Origin of the sequence: Vibrio sp. RE88 (genome assembly GCF_013113835.1) — a bacterium.
Taxonomy (GTDB): Bacteria; Pseudomonadota; Gammaproteobacteria; order Enterobacterales; family Vibrionaceae; genus Vibrio.
Map to the genome: position 1 here is coordinate 307,985 of NZ_VTYQ01000006.1, position 16,673 is coordinate 324,657.

At 43.4% G+C, this 16,673-nt stretch carries 6 protein-coding genes; all 6 read right to left on the reverse strand.

The genetic code is table 11. From position 1 onward, the window contains the following. Positions 1-10: 10 nt before the first annotated feature. Positions 11-6,211: a DEAD/DEAH box helicase gene (locus F0265_RS16290; RefSeq protein WP_171749689.1), complete on the reverse strand. Its 6,201-nt coding sequence runs from the start codon at positions 6,209-6,211 to the stop codon at positions 11-13. Between the two features lie 16 nt (positions 6,212-6,227). Beyond that, a complete protein-coding gene (locus tag F0265_RS16295) occupies positions 6,228-9,587 on the reverse strand; it encodes an STY4851/ECs_5259 family protein (protein WP_171749690.1) in 3,360 nt (1,119 codons plus the stop codon). Between the two features lie 102 nt (positions 9,588-9,689). Continuing rightward, entirely contained in the window at positions 9,690-10,994 is a 1,305-nt protein-coding gene (locus F0265_RS16300; protein WP_171749691.1) for an McrC family protein, read from the reverse strand. Continuing rightward, positions 10,994-13,219 (reverse strand): AAA family ATPase, encoded by a 2,226-nt coding sequence (locus F0265_RS16305; RefSeq protein WP_253809488.1) that lies wholly within the window; start codon positions 13,217-13,219, stop codon positions 10,994-10,996. Before F0265_RS16305 ends, F0265_RS16300 begins: the two co-directional genes overlap by 1 nt. A gap of 360 nt (positions 13,220-13,579) precedes the next feature. Next, on the reverse strand, positions 13,580-15,031 hold the full coding sequence (locus F0265_RS16310; RefSeq protein ID WP_171749692.1) for a restriction endonuclease subunit S: 1,452 nt from the start codon (positions 15,029-15,031) through the stop codon (positions 13,580-13,582). Beyond that, entirely contained in the window at positions 15,031-16,644 is a 1,614-nt protein-coding gene (locus tag F0265_RS16315; RefSeq protein ID WP_171749693.1) for an N-6 DNA methylase, read from the reverse strand. The genes F0265_RS16310 and F0265_RS16315 overlap by 1 nt, the downstream gene beginning before the upstream one ends. Positions 16,645-16,673: the final 29 nt, after the last annotated feature.

Genomic DNA, 16,673 nt, shown 5'->3' on the forward strand with positions numbered 1-16,673 from the left:
TATTATCACCCTATGTAAAAGACACAAAGATATCGGTTGGAAAATCTCCTGAAGATATCTGAGAGCGCCCTTCCACAACAATTCTTGCATGTTCCGTATCAGTCAAGTCATAAGGAAGTTGATTTTCAGATAATCTCTTGTCTGCGAACCAATAACCAAATCCTTGATCAAGCCACAACGTCACTTGCTTGCCGTTGTCAAAAGATAACACGAGCGTTCGCGAGTGAGGCAGCTTGTATTTCGAGGTCGTTTTGAAGATCATGTTTGCTGTAGAACTTTCAAATGCCAAACCTACTACCTTGTCACGTGAGTAATCATCGAAAAAGTTATCTTGTACTGTCGTTGGCTTGTAACCTCGGCTTAACTCCCCAGTGTGAATTTCGACCTGGCAACTTTTATAATGTTCCCCTAAAAATTTCAAGGTATTAAAGCATAGAGAAACAGGTAAAGTTGCGGCCAGGTAACGATCAGAATAAGTAGCCGATTCGATAACTTGGTCTTGCATCAACGCCATTAATGCAGGTGAGCGTTTAAACACAAGGGTCCAAAACTTGAATCCGAACTCAGAAGCTTTTCCATCCAGTTCATTATCAATCACTATTTTTTCTACATCAGAACTTTGACGCAAACGCATAGGATCAAAGTTCACCAACTCACCCAAAGACCCAATGCCAACCACTAAAGTTTCAAGGTCGTCTTCACGAAGGCCCCATTGGTAACAATATGACTCATTCGCCACCGATGCTAACACCTGATGATCGACATTATCATTCAGTAGTTTGCTCATTAGCTCCACATTTGGGTGGTTCTGATACCAAGACAACGTCACTTTTTGCTCTAGTGACAACTCTTGTACTTGAACCTCTGTCAATATCAAGTTTACCTTTCGATCGGCAACCCAACGACTAAATGCTTGATACAGTTGCCAATCGCCTAGATCGCTCAATTGACTAATAGGAAGTTCAACATAAAGGTCTGAGTCGTCATGTTTAGCAAGCGTTTTTTCTATTGCGATCATTAACGGACGTAGTTCACGCCTATTGTGATGGTCGAACAATTCATATTGTGCTGGCAAACTGAGATTATTAAAAAATCCGTTACTCAAATAAGTGGTAACTTTACGTCTATCAAGTAAATCAAGGACATGTTGAGTCGAATAATCCACTAAACAACGATAGCATGCCTTGTCACAGTGACAGCTAGATGCAACCTTCTTTGCGCCTTGCAGCAACTCAACCACATACTCAGAAGCTTGAATTGAAAAACCTGCACCACCAGCTGCATTGTCAAACAACACGATAGCTTGTACTTCTCGTCCCTTATGATTCACTGGCTTTGTGGTGCAGCCAATTTCATCATTGTTAATACCAAGCTTTTCCGCTAACTGGTTTCGCATCAGCACAGCGACTGAACGAGCAATACTTCTCTCTACTAGTGGTTTACCCAGCTCATCAAACAACAGTAATTCGAACACGTCCGTATAGGTGCTGTGCCCCAACTTTAACGGACCTTTTACAGTGAACTCCCTGTCGTTACCACCACACAAGACTTCGCTAGTGCTCGTTAAATGTCCCTTACCACCTCGTAAGCGAGTATGTCCCATTAAAATTTCTTTTGGTGACTTATCTCCACTTTCGGGCATTGCTTCCATACGGCCACATTCTAGACAAAGCGCGTATCCTTGGTTGACAGGTCCTGCACTGTAATAATAAACATGACCATTGTGGCTTGACCGATATGATGCTCCAGGGTTCACACTTACTTCATTCCATTCAGAACCATCTACCGTCACCCAAGGGTCATTGAAAGGCACGTGATTCAGACGCGAGATATCATTATGAGGTTCGTCTCTAATGTCGACGGCAAAGTTTGCTGGCTGAATGTAAGGGTGAATCCGCTCTGTTGTTTTCTCATCATTGAAGTCGAATTCATTACCACAACACTCACACTGTTCTGGCCTTAACGAAGACGTGTTACTGGCGCCGCACTTGTCACAACGCCATGCCCATCTTAATGCTTGTATTTCTTTTACTTGGTCGGCAGACGCGGGACTATGCCAGTTCAAAAGCACGCCTTTCGACTGATACACACGGCCATCAATCACAACGTCATTGCCTGGAGCATAGTCACGAATAGCAACTGAAAGATCTCTAGATGGAAAACCACCAGAGGTATACAAATTATCTTTGCGAGACGTTTTATCGGTGATTTGGTCTTGCTTCATCTTGATATAACGTTTTCGCCTTTCGATCACTTTGACATGATCGGTATTTAAAGACACCACGTCAGTAGGGAATCCATATCCGGGTAAGAAACCTTTACGTGCTAACTCGGAAAGTAAGAACTCCCCCTCTAAGCGTTGAATTTGGCTTTCTACTGCAGCTTGAGCTGTTGATAGCGAATTGGGGCTCGCTTCTAAACTTTTAGATTGTTTTTTTAGCAATTGATGCTCAGTGGCCCAAGTCTTGACAATGCGTTTCATATGCTCAGCAGAAGCATCTAGAATTTCGATACGTGATGTTGCATCAAGCGAGGTTCGACGTAACAACGTATCCAATCCGTCTTGTATAAGACCTAATGCTCCATTTACACACCAGTCAACAAATTGATCAGCTTGAGAAGCCATCGATTCATGATCAGACTTGAAAAAGTTGCCGCAATTCAATTTCAACGAATTCTCTGATTTCACGACATGATTTAAAAACGTTGAAAGTAGTAACGAATTCACGTGACGACAAACAATGTAGTCACTTGATAGCGATACATTCGGTACTTTAATTTCTGTATCAAACGCCCATCGAGTGTTCGAGAAGATATGCTCTCCATGTGGAGTAGATTTACATAACGTAAGTGCAATCGATTTTGTTTCTCCACGACGGCCAGCACGACCTGCACGTTGCAAATAGTTCGCAGGGTTAGGCGGCGCATTATTCATCGCGACTACCGATATACCACCAATATCCACTCCCATTTCCATTGTTGTAGAACAGCTTAAAACGTTTATTTTTCCCTCTTTAAACTCTTTTTCATACTCACGTAACTGACTCGCCTTAAGCTGTGCAGAGTGTTCTGCGACTCTAAAATAAGGAGTTCGTTCTACAACACGGTCAGCTATATCCGACCAAGCATTTTCTTTACGAACATCAATTAACTCTGATTGCTCTTGCCAATCTCTAACTTTGCTTAGATCAATCGTTTCACCACTTTCGGGGTCGCGGCCAAACGGGAACGGATAACTTGGGGTAGATATTTGTTTACACAAATGTTCAGTACGGTCCCCAGATAAATTCAAATATGGGGTCACCCCTAACAATGGCTTATCTATGATTTTTTGGGTATGAGGACATTGGTGCTTATCTGCAACTAAAGAGAAACTCACTTGTTGCTCAAGCTCTAAACGATAACCATCGCCACTCGGTGTCAGTACAGACGACTGCAAAGCCATCCACGCTTGGCGTAAAATTTCATTAATATCGGCACGTGACTCCGCGTCCTCTGCCTCAATGTTTAATGCTGTAGCCACCAACCTAGCTAACCTTGGTTGGCGTGGCCCATTGCGCCTAATTTTTGGCCATACCTCCACATTCCAAATATGAGTAGGTTCATCTTGTCCTACTAAGAAAGCTGGCGAATACTTAGCCCCAATCCAGTTTATTTGCTCATCCGTCAACCTCACGGCTTTCATGCTTCTAACATGAAAATTCACACAAACAGTTAGGAAATTAATCCATTCTTCACGCGCTTTTTCCGCACTATCAAAGTACCGCATCCATTCATTAGGGGCTGAGTTCGCCCTTTTCTCTAACACCGGATATTCCATGCAGACTAAGCCCATGGTTTCCAGTGTGTTCTGCCTTTTAGGTCGACTATTGAATTCGCGCAGCAGTAATAGACGAGCTAGCAACTTAGGATTCGCAACCATATCCATGCGGTCATCGAAATGCTCATAAAACTTTTTGATCCACAGTTTTACTTCTTTCTGTTCTGCTAAAAACTCTTCAACTTCTTGCCAAGTAACTCTAATTGGTTTTGCACAGCCTCCCACAAGTTCTGAAATCTTCCCTTCAAGGAACTCAATCATACTTTCGTTGCCATTCTCTTGAGCCATCTTGAGCATATCTTGATACTGTTGAAGCTCTGGGCTAGGTTCAGAGCTAGCACTACTTTCTCGGATCGCTTTATCCAAGATCAAATGATAGATTGTCGAACGCAGAAACTGCCTTTCAGAATCTTGCTGTGATTTGGCAGAAAAGCGAGCAGTACCTTGTCTGCTATCGGTGAAAGTAATCATGCGACGACCGTTCCAAGGGCCTTTCAACTGCTCTTTCTTACCATCTTGGCAATATTCTAGTAATGTAGGGATCACCGTAGACAGCATAAATGGTGCACCATTTCTGAAGTGACGGTAAAACTCGAAATTCTTGATCTTGGTGTGCTGACAGCATGGACAACGCACCGACAAAGCACCGTCACTTTTACGATACCCTTCCACTCGGTGTATTAAATGCGCGCCTGGAAATTTAGCGGTTTTTACATGTCTCTGGTTGTTTATCCAATATTCACCAGTTTCCTCAAAACTTAGCGGCGAGATGAGAGCAAAACGGTCATACTCTTCGGAAGGTTCTTCATCATCTTCGATGGTGAGTTCTTCTTCTCCAACAAGGTCCAAGGCAAAGTCATCAATCGATGAATCTGGTTTAGTTAGTCGTAGCTGAGTATGACTGGTCTCTGAGTCTGTTTTTTCAGTCGCAGCCAGTAAGCTGGTTCCGCAACCATTACAACTAACCATTTCAAATATCGGCGAACCACACGAGCACTTCTCTCGGCGTGACATATGAACCATACCAAATCGCCAATCAATCGACTCTAAAGGCGTACCTACCTTTGCCGAACAATCCGAGTTTGAGCAAGCCCAAAGTCCACCAGCAACCCTGTGGAACAAGTGCAACCTGAACGGAATAAATGCATCGCCATCTGCATTCTTTGTCGAAGCACAGATATCAAGCCATTGAAGTGACTCCTGCTCTGATAACGGCTCCTCAGTTGCAGACAGTAACTTCCCTATCTCGCTCAACGTCATTCTGTTATCGGTTGAACCTAGGCGCTGCCTCAAGGTTCTTAGAGGTGGTAAGCTTTGTAATACATCGTAGCGTTCTATGTCGTTTGCTATGCTTGAAACACTATCAAGGTTCATCGCCTTAATTTGCTCAAGTTCCCGCAATGGTTTGATTTCACGCTCGCCTTTCACCAAGTGAACCTGTGTAATATCGACACCAGCTACATCAGCCAAAAACGCTTTTAAATCCGTATCAGAGTCCTTTCCACCGATCGTTGCAGAGGTAGCGACGAACCTCACTTGATCTGGCGTGACACCAAAGCCATGCATTACACGTCGAAGCAAAAGGGACAACTCAGCAGCTTGAGAACCGATATAAGTGTGCGCCTCATCTAAAACGATCCAACGCAGTTTGCCTTTAGAACGGTTCAAAATATTTGCGTCTTTTTGGCGAACCAACATGTACTCCAACATCGTAGAGTTGGTCACTAGTATTTGAGCTGGGTTTTCTCTCAATTCCTTGCGAGAAAGCTGCTCATTTGGGTGCTTTTTGCGCTCTGCTACACTTACTGATTCAGGCGTATCGCCGTTAAACAGGCTAAATTTAACTTGATCACCTAACTGGTGAGTCCATGCTGTTAAACGCTCTCTTTGACTGTTAATTAATGCATTGAGTGGATATAAGAACAGAGCCTCTACGCCATCTGGCCTGCTGTTGCGTTCAACAATGTCATTCAGAATTGGCACTAAGAAACACTCTGTCTTACCAGAACCCGTACCACTACTCACAATTACAGACTTAGGAGATGGTTCCAATAGATGAGACCATGCTTCATATTGATGGGAATACGGGTACCAACTGCTATCAAAAAGGTAGTCTTCTTTAAGCTCTTTCGGTGGATTTGCCATTGCGTTTACAATCGAGCTGTTTAACAACCCACCCGATAGGTCTCGCATGCTTTGAGTATGCGGTTTCCAGCCAAAGGTAGCTTCAAATACAGGGTCAGCAAGAAACGCCCCGTCTTTACCTGGGGATTGAGAAAACGACTGCCACAAGAACTCCCGCAACGGCTTAGATCGCAAACCAAATTGGCCTAAAGTAGCGCGCGCTGCGCGTTTAGTCAGTTGGTCAACTAAAGACTCAAAATATTGCATGGTTGGTTTACCTTATTTAGCTATTCACTAGGCCGAAAATCATTTTATGTGTAAGAGCGAACACTTGCTCAAAGTACTCAGGGTCAAAGCTTTTGTATTCTCTTATCGCATGTACTACCTCTGGTGACATTCTCAGCGATGCAGAGCCACAAGTAGACAAAGCCAGCAGTACTGGCGCATTCATCACGTTATTGCGGTACAGGTCCTTATTCGTGAAACACACTCCAGCTAACTGCTGGTCGACAGCTCTAATTGAACTCTTGAATATGTGTTCTGAAAATTCGCAAGGCCACTGAGATTCGTTGTATTGATTATTCAATGCATTTCGCAGGTCAAACAATTGCTGAATATAGGCGGCAGGATTAAGAGAAGGCTTCTCTCGATTAGCATCGATTTTATGCATCAAAAGTGCCTTAAGGCTTTGTAAGCCTTGGTATCGAGTTACTAATTCGTCTAATACCGATTCAATTTGACCGCAGATAATGTCCGAAAAGTCGTTGCCGTAAATCTCGATACGCGAAGTATAGAAAGCACTCACTACCGCGATCGCATCTCGAGCTTTAATAGAGTGCCATAAGAAAGGAAACTGCTGACTAAATTGCCATATACGCTCGGCTTCTTTCTTATTTGCGCTTAGTAGCATCGCGAGCATGAATTCAGGCTTATTGATTGCACCTCTCCACAGATCAAACGCAGTTAGTGGAACACTATCGAAGGCCAACAACGCTTTGATGTACTTCCATTCAGGCGCACTAAATTCTGTCGCCAACTGACCGCAAACCGCAGAAAACTTCTCTAGACGCTCCTTACGGGCCCCAATAGATGCCGCTTCTTCTAGTCGATTACTTGGCGACGATAACAGCTCAAGGTCTTTACTCCACATCAAAGGTCTTACACCCTGTTCGGCTTCATCAGCATAAATAAGCCAAGCACCGGGCGATACATCTTCTTCTGGGAAATACCACTGTCCGTCATTCTTGGTTAAAGTAATCGGTGCATAAGTTGGGTTATCCAAAGGCACCATCGAAAGTGTGCCCATGAATCTATCGTCTTCGATTTCAACCGTGCCTTGGGCTCTGTTTGGAATGAGAGCATTGCTGTATGCATTAACACTAAAGTGGAAAATGGAATGTGCATTGTCTAATACCGATACCCTAACCCCGGCATCTAATGAAGATGATAGAGCTAGAAGGGACTCAATATCCTCTTTAAACGTTGCTAAGGAAAATCCAGTAGATAAAACATCACCTTTTGGCAAAGTTCGCTTCACGTAAGCTGACTTAGAAAAAGCACCATAAATGTCTCTAGCGAGGAGTTTAAACTCCACTTCTAACGAATCACTAACGCCATAACCAAATAGCTCATACCGATTAAGCGTATCAACTAAAATCGCTTCAGCATTACGAATCGCCTCTCCTCCAGAGCTAATCAGGCAGATACCTTTAGCAGGGAATGGCAATGTTATCGACAACGACTTTGCTTGATCTTGCCACCATAATAAAACGTCAACTTGTGCTGGTGGGTGAGCTTGATGACTGCGCATATCCAAAGTACGTTTAGGTTCATTAGAGTCTTGCTGAGAATACGATAAGACCGAACTAGGCAGAACATCGAGTTGTTCTGCGTCCTTTAATGCAATGGATGGCAGTGGTTTATTAGAATAGAAGCCAATTTGACCGACTTGTACCGTGTGGCTCGGTTGCAGTTCAATAGAAAAATCATCCGGTAACAAACCTACGGTAAAACGCTTAACAGGTTTGTTGTTTTCAAACAAGGCGATCTCAACCTTACCAAAAGGTACCGTATTCATTGACTGCCATTGCTCAAGCATTGTGTTGCGCCAGCGAAGCTGGGTGTTTGGCAATTGTGATTGCTGACCATTTTCATCAATGGCGATCAAGCTAGGCACACCAATAAAACACTTCCTTGGGGTAGTTTGATAAGGAATGGCCTTACCAACTAAATTGAACTCAAGAGATTTTCCATCTTCTTGCTCAAGTGACACACAATAGTCGTCAAAATAAAATTCCGTACCTATTTGAGTATTAACATCATAAAGAACACGTCCATTCATTAGACCTGCTGTAGCAAGTGTTGAATGCGACAAGTGAACTGGCACTGAAACTAGAGCGTTCGCCTCTGCACATTCGACACTTCCGGCACCTTTGAGCAGCCACTCATCATTATGTTGTGTGAATACCCAAGGTTCATTAGCATCAACTCCCGCGCTACCAAGCACTGAAGCGAACCATTCATTACCAACGTCATCCGTTGCTTTCAATTGTATATCGCTGTCGAACCACTCTGCAGGAAGAGACTTAGTATAAACATCTAATAAGTAATACTCAGAGTTAGCCCCGCGCTTAAATGCCTTTGCCAATAAAAGGCTCTTATTGCCCACTGCAAACAGGTTTATACGGTCAGGCAAATTCACGCTATTAAACAGTTGCTGTAAGAAAATGGCATTAAGACGAGACTTCAGCGTGATGTCAATTTGGTTCTGCCACTGATAGTCGTCATCCGATGCCGACATATCCATCATTGAAGCGTAATGAGAATACGATCTACGCAGGGAGCGAAGAATCTTAATAGAGTTTGGTAATCGACGTTGAACTTCAACTGCAAGACCAAGCGCATTACCCAAAAGAGTTCGAGCGGCTTCAGGTTCCATGTTCAAAGGTAAACCTTGCGACCAATTAGCATCGACCGTATTCAAGTAATGAAGCGGGTCACTTTGCTCGTCTAGCCCGTGTTTATCGACCAGATAATAAATGGATTCAGCAACTTGGGCGACAATACTATAAACCGTCTCATCACGATATGAAGCCGCGATATAATTCGCATGTGCTTTAGCAACAGATGCCGCGCTTAATCGTGAGTTAGCAAATTGCCCATAATCGTGAATCACTTGTTCAAAATAATGCGCAAGCCTGCTATTAGGGTCTTGGATAAGAGTTTGTGGCAAGCCACCTTCAACCGCCACAGTGCCAAGTAACATACGTCCCTTAGTGTTACTCAATACCTTTCGTCCCCAATAGCTTAAACCCTTAGCAACAATCTCACTTCTTTGAGTTGGTGAAATTTCGTTGGCCTGCAAGCCGAGAGACTCCAGTACAGGTTCCCAAGCCCAAACACCGCCTTGAAAAGACGTGCGCCACCACTCAGCCGCATACAATACAAAACACCCAGCCCATTCCCTTGTTGGCCTATTCGAATAGGTGTGAATACCATTACTTTCGACGCTAGCTATTAATGACTGCTTGAGTAACTCAAACTCCAATGCGGTCACTTTATAACTGTAAACAGGTTGAGCATTTGGTTTGGTCAACTCTCTTGCATCTAGTATTGAAGAAAGAACCTTTCTGTATGTTTGCATGATGAACCCTGACATAGTGTGGCGCCTTAAAATGCGCTCGATTCGAACCTATTTTGTAATTGATAATTTACGGTATTTAATGAATAAATGCTGTACGTAAGCTTACGAAAACAATGTATTACGCGAAAATTTATCTGGCAAAATGAGACGACTATCGCCATTTAGATCTGACTCAAATGGCACAACCCATAACTTTAGTGTGTCGCTAAATTCGAAACTGCATTCTATGGGTTTATTAAAAAATTGGTGAGCGGGATAAATCAAAAAAAGGTCACCTTTCCCATTTAGATATTTATGCCCATAAGCAAACATTTGATAGAGATCGGATTGAGAAAGCCCGTAATTGTTTTCTTCGATATCAAGCAGCTTCCATTTAGTGTCGAGAATCAGTTTTAAGCCATCTGGTAAACTGAGCAACAAATCAGGTTTAAGTTGAAATTGATCGCGAGCGTTATGAGTAACCAAGTACTTTGATGAGGCCTGAGTGGTCAACTCAACGTCACCAGGGAGTTGTTTCCTGAGTACCGACGCTACGTAACTTTCAAATACTGCTTCCATTGGGAACAATAAGGAAAGCGCGCTGCTGTGGCCTCTCATACTCAGCGGTGAGAAGCCATCCAGTATCAGTTTTGCCCACTCAAGAGGCTGATGATAATCATTCATTCCCCTGTCCAGCTTAAGGTCGTTGATATCTTGTTTAACTGACTTACAGTTTGGGACATCTGCAAAAGCAAACTGTAGCTCACGCAACAATTTCTGGTTAGTCGCTAGCCTTGTGTACTGACCTAACTTCAACAAAGCCGTTTTAACAAGTCGATTGGCCGGACGGTTAAGCAAGTATTCATCGAACTCGACGTAAAACTTGTGTTTGTTAACTAGGTTGAACCTAATTTGCTGAGAAACTCGCAGCTTGCCCTTTTGGAAGTGAAGGTTATCTTCTTGAGTGACATAGTCACTTTTCAGCCCTCGCTTAACCAAAGAATTTACCGACTGCAAAAACTGACTAATGAATACCTCTAAAAGGGGCATTTGCTTTGTAGCGATACTAGCTTGATTGGAAGAAACGAAGCGAAATGAACCCAAATGTTGCAGCATCATCAACAACATATCGCGGGATTCTGAAACTGCTTGTTCAATGCTTTCGGACTTGCGCCCTGTTTTGGGTAGCACTTCAATATGCTCTCCTGTCGGTGCGAACAATACACCAACGTAGTTTTTCACTTGAAGCAACTCATGGCCAAAACGCTTGGTTAAACCTAAGCACTTATTGGTATCAGATTCTCCGGCGCTTAAACTCACATCCTTTAAATACTCAAATGCACGTTTCGAAATAGGCGTTGCGCCTAGTTCTTCACTTGCAGCTTTGTCATACGTTAAATAGCCATATTCAAATACGGTGGTGTGCATTACGAAAGCTCAGCGTCTGCTTCGTTCTGAGAATCAGGAGACTTAGTTGATACCCCTTCACTTGGCTTATAGATACCGATGTAGGCTTCAGTGTCTCGCCAAACATTTGCGTTGCTACCCGCGAGTGTATATTTCACCACTGACTGTCCGTATTGATCCAGGTTATGCCCTTTACCAAACAGACTTCTCAGGTTCTCAGCCTTTTGTTCTGTTTCTTCAACAAACTGTAAGTGAGCCGGCTTTTGATTATCAGCCAGAACTAAACGGATCTTGCTCCAATCTTCAAAGAAATATTCTTCCAGAAGAGGGATGATTTTGTTTTTGAATACAGAAACAAGTACGTTAAATGCCTTACCTTCTTCGTCAGCATCAACAAGCGCCTTAACCGGTAATAAGAATGCGTGACCGAGTGTATGTTCACGGTCATAGAGGATTTCAATACGTTGGTTCAGCACTTCGAGCAGACGCTGTAAATCGACGCCCTTAACTTCTGCACCTTCCAGTAATTCAGGCTTTGGCATCATCTCGACAAAATTAAAACGACGACGCAATGCCGTGTCCATCATGGCAAGTGAACGGTCAGCGGTGTTCATTGTGCCAATGATATGTAGATTGTTGGGAACCGAAAATTTTTCACCTGAATGTGGAAGCACCACTTCTATGGTTTCTGCTTGACCTTTACCAGACCGTTTAGAGTCTTCAATTAACGTAATGAGCTCACCGAAAATCTTAGAAATATTACCTCGATTGATTTCATCAATCACAAGCACAAAGTTTTTCAAACTTTCTGGTTGAGCGGTGGGTTCTTTTGGCAATTGATACTTAGAAATTAGATGGTTGAGTATCGCCTTTACATACGACGGATTATAAAACTCTTTCGCATCTACTCCACTATACAGCTTACGTATACTGTCGATAGAAACTGGGTAACCGTTACCTAAATCTTCGTGAGTAGTCTCGTGTGGGAACGCTCTAAATGTTGTATTTCCGTGATACTGAACATCAAACTTCTTCCCGCGCTGAGTACTTAATGACAGCGGCGCACCTTCTTCAAGTTCAGCCTTGAATTTTTCAATCGCGATCTCTAGGGGATCATTACTTTGCTCAACACCACGACTCGCTTGCTCACAGATATCTTTAAAAATACCGGATTTAACTTCGTATGAAATCTGCCCATCAATAGATGTGGCACTCAATCCTTCAACAAACTCTTCGTAGCCATAGCTTTGGTGGAAAGTAACAAAACGAATGCGTTTGGAGTCTGACAAATCTTTAAATTTTGCTTGAAGCAGAGAGCGTTGCTCTTTCGTTGCCCCTTTTGAAGTCTCAATTTTCAAGCTGTGATAGAAGTTCGGCTCAGCAGCTCTCACCGCAGCTTCTATCGTATGATAAGTTTTACCAGTACCTGGAGGGCCATAAAGAATCTGATTTAGGGGTTTAGTAGTATAGTTAATCATCGGTGGGCTCACCTCATATTCGGCTTCGTTGTCTCTTACCTGATCATTCTGTTTGAGATCATCGCTTTTATTGGTGGCTTTCCACTCGTACAAGCTCCATAAAAGAATATTGCGAGTTTGGTCATCGACACTAGCATCCATAAATGGCTTGGTAAGCTCTAGTAGAACTTTATTATCTGCCAGCCATGAACCACTTCGCTTACTTTGTAATTGATACTGTTTTTTAAGGCACGTATAAACATCATTCAAGTAAGACTGTGCAACCACACTTGTGTATTGCTTAGGGTCTGCTGCTGCAAAGACACGGTGGATAACTCCCCACAATACACGCTCAAAACTACCTACTTGCTTCCAATCATTTATGACCTTTTGATAGGTTTCTTCTGTTGGACTAGTCAGTATTTCGTCAGTTATTCCAGAGAGGAACTCATAATTCGAATCAAACTCTCGTTGATACATAAAACCTTGACCGACCCCGGCAATGCCGTTGCTTGCGTCATACCAAAGCTTTTTAACGTCTTCTTTGGAGATTTCTTTACCATTTTGTATCTGATTTGCTAACTCGCATGTTTCAACGTAACCTTTGTACCAACCATCGGGGTGAAACTCATTTGTTAGATACCAGCGAAAGAATTGTTCGAGAGAGTGTTGGTCATCACCGCCTTCCCATAAACTGTGTAATGATTCTCTATAGCCTTGTTTGATTTCGACCCCTGATGTTTGGGGGCTCCACTTTTGATCCGGCATTGCTCCTTGAAGCAACATCATTGGCAATAAACCTTGCTCACAGTTAGAGCGCAAGCCTTCCAACTTTAAATCGATATAACGCTTTTGTTTTGAAGCGTCAGACCAATGTTCAGCTAAATAGCTCTCTTTACTTACTGTTCCTTTTGCAACGATACCTCTGGCTCTACACCAACTCTAATCAGATAAACGGTATCACCAATTTTTGGTTGTTGACTATGGCAAGACCAACGAACATTTTCGCCAACTGTATAGTTTAAAGTTCCGGCCTCAGATCCTTCACCACCCGTCGAAAAATGCTTTGGGTTCCACGTTAATAGATATGTCGACATTAAATTCACCCACAAAAAAGCACGCTTCTCAGCGTGCTTATATATTTATAAATTAAGAGTTTTCTGCAGCTTTCTTGGCGGCTCTTTTCTTAGCCGCTTCGGCTTTTTTGGCTGCCTTAGCTAGGGCTTCGGCATCGGCGCGAGCCTCGGCAATGCACTCTAGCAGTTTGTCGGCTGGCTCATCATTTGGATCTTGCGCCACCAGCTCACCACGGAAGGCTTTTGCCAGAATACTTTGGGTGAGGTTATCTACCCTCGCTTGCGCCTTTTTCACTTGCGCTTCAATGGTGTCAGCGAAAGCAAAGTATTGATCGACTAGGCGGACGATTTCTTTTTGTTCTTCTAATTTTGGAATAAAAACTAAAAGTCGCTTTAAATCTCGAGGAGAAAGGTTAGGTTGCAACGTTTCTGACAAGTTATCTTCTACTTGCTCTTTAAAATATGAAGACTGAAACAACAACTCAAAAAAATCTTTCTCAAAGTTGTTTTTAAATTCAAACTTACAGACTCGTTGGTTGAGAAGTCCATCTATATGATGCTCTGGATATCTACAGACTTTTAAAGTATCGTTGGTTATAGGACGAGTCAGCGCCATAAGTAAATCATCCCCTGTAACTACATACCTTCTGTAATTACCAATATAATTCAACGGTAAAAATTGTTGGTTTTTCACCTCGAACTTACCATATTGAACATTAGAAATTTTAATTACAGGAACATCCCCATTTTCTAGTAGCTCTTTACTTTTAAAAGCATTACCAGAAACAATAACACAGGAATCTTCCAGTTTTTTTGACTTCCAAGTGATTGGAATATCAATACTCTTGTCTCGTTTAGCCAATTGGAGATCGTAGTTTTCGTATTCACTTTCCCCACGCCAGTCTTCCGTCAACTTGCCCGACACCGCAGAAGCGAGTACCGATTGGCGGAAGCGTTTTAGCAAGTCTGGGATGCCATCTAGGCGGGCTTTGATAGTGTCGACCCGTGCCAAGACCTCATCAAGTTTTTCAACGATGCGTTTTTGTTCGGCTAGTGGTGCTAGAGGGAATGGTAGCGTTTTTGCAACCTTCCCAGACAATTCTTTGAACGTTGTGCCCGTTGCCAAGCTTTCAGCAAGATGTTTAATCGACTTTAGATAGTAATACAAATATTTACTATCAACCCCTAGATAAGGAACAAAGCTCTTAAAGCCTTGGTTTGTTGATATTTCATTTGCCGCAATGACCACATATCCGACAGGTGCCCTGCTACTAAAAAGTACAGCTCCCTCAGGCATCAATTTGGCTGAACAGGAATCATATCCCGCTTGAGTTATTGATCTCCTGCCATGGGTAATAGTGCATGCTGAATATCCACTCAGGTCTGCCGGTGTTACCCACGCGATAGCATCATCATGCTCTTCAGTATAATACTCAGGAACCGTTGATTTGGGCGTACCGCCACTTACAACATCCGTAACTTCATCTATTTGAAGCAGCTTCCACCCCTTCGGCAACTCACTCATCACTCTGCCTCCGGCTTTTCTGCCAAGCCAAATGCTTCTTCAAGTAATTGCTTTTGCCCTTCTGCTTCATCATTCGCGCCCAGTGCTTGCATCAATTGGTAAATCTCAGACATGGCTTCGGTCAGCTCTGCCATTGCTTCACCGGCGAGCACTTCTGGCTCTGGTAGGTTTTCTGCGCTAGTCGTTTCTAGGTCTTTTAACCAAGAGATATCTAGGCTATCGCCTTTCTGGTCACGAATGTAGTCACGGCTAAATTTACGGAAGCGCGCATTTTCAATTACGTTTTCTACCGCGTCTTCACCTTCAGCAAAGATGTTGCCAAGGGTCTCGAAAACGCCCTCTTCACGAGGTGACAGCCCGTTTCTGTCTTCGCCATAAGCATTGATGAAAGCTTCAAAGTGCTTTTCAGTCAGTGGGCGACGCTTACCAAAGGTGTTCATGTTGGTACGCATATCGAATACCCATGTTTCTTTGGTGCAGCCTTTATCTTGGTTCTTGTTCTCTGGCGTACCTTTTTGGAAGAAAAGAACATTGGTCTTTACGCCCTGAGCGTAAAAGATACCCGTCGGCAAACGCAAAATGGTGTGCAGGTTACACTTATCCATCAGGTCACGGCGAATATCGGTACCCTTACCGCCTTCGAATAGTACGTTATCTGGAATTACCACCGCTGCTCGGCCGCCTGGCTCTAGCGCATCATAGATATGCTGCATAAAACAAAGCTGTTTGTTACCGGTTGGGTGAACAAAGGTGCGAGTAATATTGGTGCTTGCTGCGCTACCAAATGGAGGGTTAGTTAAAATTACATTGGCACTTGGCAAGTTTTCGCCTGCGCTACCCAAGGTGTTACCTAAACGAATCGCGCCTTCGTCTTGGTCACCTTCAATATCGTGCAGTAGGCAGTTCATCAGAGCTAAACGGCGCGTTTCTGGCACCAGTTCCAAGCCAACGAAAGCTTGTTTCATCTGAAATTCTTGGTCGTTTTCATCCATACGGACTTTTTCGCCATTGACGACTTTCCACTCTAAATCATCTGTTTGCGATTTGATGTACTTATCTGCTTCAATCAAGAAGCCTGCTGTACCTGCTGCTGGATCTTGAATGATTTCACGAGGCTGAGGCTGGAGCAGTTTCACAATGGTGCTAATTAGCGAACGTGGCGTAAAGTACTGGCCTGCACCCGATTTGGTCTCGTTGGCGTTCTTTTGCAGCAAGCCTTCGTACATATCGCCGAAGTCATCACGGCTCTTGCCTTTATCGCCTTCAAACCACTCTAGGCTGTCCATGTTGTCCACCAGCTCGGTAAGCTGCGCTGGCTGGGTAATGGTAGTGTTGACGTTTTGAAAGATTGCACGAACAATCGCATGATCATCTGCGCCTAACTGAACCAACATATTACGGTAGAACTGGTGCTGCTCTTGGCCTAGCTTACCTTTCAGGTTCGCCCAGCGGTAACCCTCTGGCAGTAAGTCATCTTCTTGGCCTGTCTCTTCGCACATTTTAAGAAACAGCAATGACGCCAGTTCGTTAACATAGTTTTGGTAAGAGACACCGCCATCACGCAGGTTGTCACACAGTTTCCACAGTTTGGCGACTAGATCATTGTTGTTCATGTTTGTTCTCTAATTGGTTGTGTCTGACG

What these genes read in the sequence shown, in the direction of transcription:
- F0265_RS16300 (WP_171749691.1), bottom strand. Translation starts at nt 10,994, where the DNA reads ATGCACACCACCGTATTTGAATATGGCTATTTAACGTATGACAAAGCT.
- F0265_RS16315 (WP_171749693.1), bottom strand. Translation starts at nt 16,644, where the DNA reads ATGAACAACAATGATCTAGTCGCCAAACTGTGGAAACTGTGTGACAAC.
- F0265_RS16310 (WP_171749692.1), bottom strand. Translation starts at nt 15,031, where the DNA reads ATGAGTGAGTTGCCGAAGGGGTGGAAGCTGCTTCAAATAGATGAAGTT.
- F0265_RS16290 (WP_171749689.1), bottom strand. Translation starts at nt 6,211, where the DNA reads ATGCAATATTTTGAGTCTTTAGTTGACCAACTGACTAAACGCGCAGCG.
- F0265_RS16295 (WP_171749690.1), bottom strand. Translation starts at nt 9,587, where the DNA reads ATGCAAACATACAGAAAGGTTCTTTCTTCAATACTAGATGCAAGAGAG.
- F0265_RS16305 (WP_253809488.1), bottom strand. Translation starts at nt 13,219, where the DNA reads ATGATGTTGCTTCAAGGAGCAATGCCGGATCAAAAGTGGAGCCCCCAA.